This is a genomic window from Microcystis sp. M44BS1, assembly GCF_020244875.1.
GTDB lineage: Bacteria > Cyanobacteriota > Cyanobacteriia > Cyanobacteriales > Microcystaceae > Microcystis > Microcystis panniformis.
Window position 1 is genome coordinate 1 of sequence record NZ_JADBVM010000226.1, and the last position, 4,327, is coordinate 4,327.

The 4,327-nt window shown below is 38.8% G+C and carries 2 protein-coding genes and 1 pseudogene; all 3 read left to right on the plus strand.

The window, feature by feature from the left end:
* A pseudogene (locus tag IM515_RS17670) lies at positions 1-134 on the plus strand (IS630 family transposase); the annotation flags it as partial.
* 199 nt (positions 135-333) lie between these two features.
* Entirely contained in the window at positions 334-729 is a 396-nt protein-coding gene (locus IM515_RS17675) for a hypothetical protein (protein ID WP_147073843.1), read from the plus strand.
* A gap of 65 nt (positions 730-794) precedes the next feature.
* Positions 795-4,163 (plus strand): nSTAND1 domain-containing NTPase, encoded by a 3,369-nt coding sequence (locus IM515_RS17680; RefSeq protein ID WP_287698101.1) that lies wholly within the window; start codon positions 795-797, stop codon positions 4,161-4,163.
* Positions 4,164-4,327 lie beyond the last annotated feature (164 nt).

A 4,327-nucleotide genomic window follows, 5' to 3' on the forward strand; every position in this document is an offset into this window, starting at 1 on the left:
AAAACTTTTCTGACTTTTCTTCAGCTATTTATGAATGTCTGAATGATGCCCACCTGAAACATAAAAAAGAACTGGATTCCTTGCTCACTCTACGATTTCAGAAGTTTAATAAATCTCAGATTATGAACGTCTAAAGTATATTAAGACAGCAGAAGAATTACTCAAACAATTAAAACCTGAAGAATTTGCCGCAGGTAAGTATAATATTAATGTTGGTGGTGATATTAAGGGAATGGTGGGAGATGGCACTTTTAAGGGAATTGCTGGTGATATTAGTGGTGGAAATATTAGTCAGAACATTAATTAGTTGAGGATTATTTAGGAGGAAAATTTATGTCAATTACTGTTGAGGTAGAACTTAAAGATTTTCTAATTCAAATCAATCAAAAGTTAGACAATCTTCAAAAAGATGTTACTGATATTAAGATTGAACTTAGTGAAGTTAAAGGTGAAATTAAGCGTCTGGAGGGAAAAATTGATGGTGTCGAGAAGCGTCTGGAGGAAAAAATTGATGGTGTCGAGAAGCGTCTAGAGGAAAAAATTGATGGTGTCGAGAAGCGTCTAGAGGAAAAAATTGATGGTATTGAGAAGCGTCTAGAGGGAAAAAATGATGGCGTGGAAAAGCGCTTAGAGAATCAAGAGTTCGTCAGTCGAGGGATTTTAGTTGCTTTAATTGTAACGATTTTAGGCGGTTTGGCTAAATTGTTTGGTTTAGTAGGAAGTCCTTAAAAATTGCTAATTCTAAAACTGCAATTTAAAGTTAACTTTAAAAGAATAATTTTGGGGTAGCAAAAATGACTGATAAAAGTTATTATTCAGAAATAGGGGGTGATGTTAAAGGTCTTATTGGTGATGGTGAATTTAAGGGAATTGCGGGTGATATTAGTGGTGGTGTAATCAATCAATATATTATTACCCAAAAGTCAGGAGTTGAGATTCAGGCTCAAACTTTAATTACGGGTTCACCTTATTTGGGTTTAAGGAAGTTTGAAGTAGATGATAAGGATAGGTTTTTTGGGCGAGATAATTGGATTATTGAGTTAACTGATTATTTAAAGCAAAAGAATGTTTTATTGCTTTTAGGTGCGTCGGGAAGTGGTAAGTCTTCTCTAGTTCAAGCGGGTTTAATTCCTAAGTTAAAGGATAATTTTGGCGCAAATAAATTGGTTAATTTAACTTTTGTTCCTGATGTTAATCCCTTTGAGTCTTTCTATGGTTGTCTTTTGGCAAATAGATATAAACAATACCAAGCGAAATTAGCACAAGCTGTTAAGGAAGATACTTTAATTAAGGTGGTTGAAGGATTAAAAAATAATTCTGATTTATGGTTTATTTTTATTGACCAATTTGAGGAATTATTTACTCGTACACCGAAGACGGAAAGAGATATTTTTATTAAAAGTTTGGTTAATTTAATTGAAAATAATAATAGTTTAGTCAAAATTGTGATGACGATAAGGGCGGATTTTTTAGATAAATTAAGTCCTTATCCCAGTTTAGGAAAAATCCATGATCAGTATAGCAAGATGTTAACAGATATGGATGAAAGTCAGTTAAGATTAGCTATTGCTGAACCGGCGGCGAGAAATGGGGTAATCTTTGAAAAGGGATTAATTAATCAAATTATTGCCGATTTTTATGAACAGGCCGGCTCTTTACCTCTGTTACAATATACATTAGATTTATTGTGGCAAAAAGATCATATTCAAGAGCGGTTTTTAAATATTAAGATTTATCAAGAGATTGGTGGGGTAACGGGTGCGCTAGAAAAACAAGCGGATAAAATTTATAGTCAATTTAATGAACAGCAACGGAAAGCAGCAGAGGAAATTTTTCTAGAGTTAATTAGTTTAGAAGGGGAAAAAGCGGTTAGCAGAAGGGCGGATAAATCGAGTTTTGAACAGGAGGAAATGCAAAGGGAGGTTCTCTATCAATTGATAGATAATCGTCTTTTGGTGAGTAAGGGAGAAGACGGGAAAGCAACGGTTGAGGTGGCACATGAAGAATTGTTGCGGTGTTGGCAAGTGTTACAGGATTTAATTCGAGAAAAAGAGGAGATAATTGTTCTGAGAAGTCGTTTATATGCTGATGCAAAACAGTGGGATGATTTACAGAAGCAAGATGCAGTAAAAGCGAGTAGTGAGCTTTGGGGCGGTTCTAAGTTAGCTAAAATTGTTGAGTTTCAAAAGAATAATTCTCTGCCTAATTTAGAGGCTTTGGCGATAGAGTTTATTAAGGCGAGTATTAGTCAAGCTGAACGACAAAAAAATGAAAAAATTAGAACAGCGCGAAGGATTACAGCGGTTTCGTTGGTGGCGGTGATGGTTAGTACGGGATTGGGTTTAATGGCGTGGAAACAAACGCAACAAGCAGAACTCAATCTAGCACACTCTCGCGGCTTTTCTTCTGTGTCTCTGTTTAATGAACATAAGGAGTTGGAAGCTTTCGTCGAAGCAATTAAAGCGGGTAAAACCCTGCAAAATCAACACGCATATGATAGGGTAGTAATGAATACTTTGCAGAAACTTCTCAACAGAAAAAGTGAACATAATCGCTTACTAGGACATAATATGCGTGTCACTAGCGTGAGTTTTAGCAGGGACGGCAGGACATTAGCTTCTGGTAGTCGTGACAACACAATCAAACTTTGGAATATTCGGACAGGGAAAGAAATCCGCACTCTCCAAGGGCATAATAGCCGTGTCTCTAGCGTGAGTTTTAGCAGGGACGGTAAAACATTAGCTTCTGGAAGTGATGACAAGACAATCAAACTGTGGAATGTAGAGACAGGTCAAGAAATCCGCACTTTCAAAGGGCATAATGGCAGTGTCTTTAGCGTGAGTTTTAGCCCAGACGGTAAGACTTTAGCGACCAGTAGTGGTGACAATACAATCAAACTGTGGAATGTAGAGACAGGTCAAGAAATCCGCACTCTCTCTGGGCATAATAGCTTTGTCTATAGCGTGAATTTTAGCAGTGACGGTAAGACTTTAGTGACTGGTAGCGGTGACAATACAATCAAACTGTGGAATGTAGAGACGGGTCAAGAAATCCGCACTCTCTCTGGGCATAATAGCTTTGTCAGAAGCGTGAGCTTTAGCAGTGACGGTAAAACTTTAGCGACTGGTAGCGGTGACAAGACTATCAAACTGTGGAATATAGAGACAGGGCAAGAAATCCGCACTTTCAAAGGGCATAATAAACCTATCTCTAGCGTGAGTTTTAGCAGTAACGGTAAGACTTTAGCGACTGGAAGTGATGACAAGACTATCAAACTGTGGAATGGGTCAACAGGTCAAGCAATCCGCACTTTAAAAGGGCATAATGGCAGTGTCTTTAGCGTAAATTTTAGCAGTGATGGGAAGACTTTAGCGACCGGTAGTGATGACAAGACTATCAAACTCTGGAATGTAGAGACAGGGCAAGAAATCCGCACTCTCCAAGGGCATAATAAACCTGTTACTAGCGTGAGTTTTAGCAGGGACGGCAGGACATTAGCTTCTGGTAGTTGGGATAACACAATCAAATTGTGGGATATAGAGACAGGGCAAGAAATCCGTACTCTCTCTGGGCATAATGGCTATGTCTATAGTGTGAGTTTTAGCCCTGACGGTAAGACTTTAGCGACCGGTAGTGGTGACAAGACCATCAAACTGTGGAATGTAGAAACAGGCCAAGAAATCCGCACTTTAAAAGGGCATAATGGCAGTGTCTTTAGCGTGAATTTTAGCAGTGACGGTAAGACTTTAGCGACCGGTAGTGATGATAAGACAATCAAACTGTGGAATGGGTCAACAGGTCAAGCAATCCGCACTCTCTCTGGGGATAATAGCATTGTCTTTAGCGTGAATTTTAGCAGTGACGGTAAGACTTTAGCGACCGGTAGTGATGATAAGACAATCAAACTGTGGAATGTAGAGACAGGAAAAGAAATTCATACTCTCACTGGGCATGATAGGTCTGTCACTAGCGTAAGTTTTAGCCCCGATGGTAAGACTTTAGCTTCTGGTAGTTGGGATAACACAATTAAACTGTGGAATGGAAGCAATGGTTGGGATTTAGATGCTTTAATGGGGCGTAGTTGCGATTGGGTGCGGGCTTATTTGCACAATCCTAATTCTGGTGTCAGGGAGGAAGATAGGGCTTTGTGTGATGGGATTTGATCCCCCCCTGCCCCCTTATCAAGCTATCCATTAGTCAGATCTTTCTTAACAAAAAGAGAAGAAACTTAAAAAAAGGGGAAACGATTGATAGGTATAGTTTTGAAAGAAGGAATTAAGGTGGAGGTAAGCAAAAAAATGGAGAAATGGGCAGCCCAAGAATTACA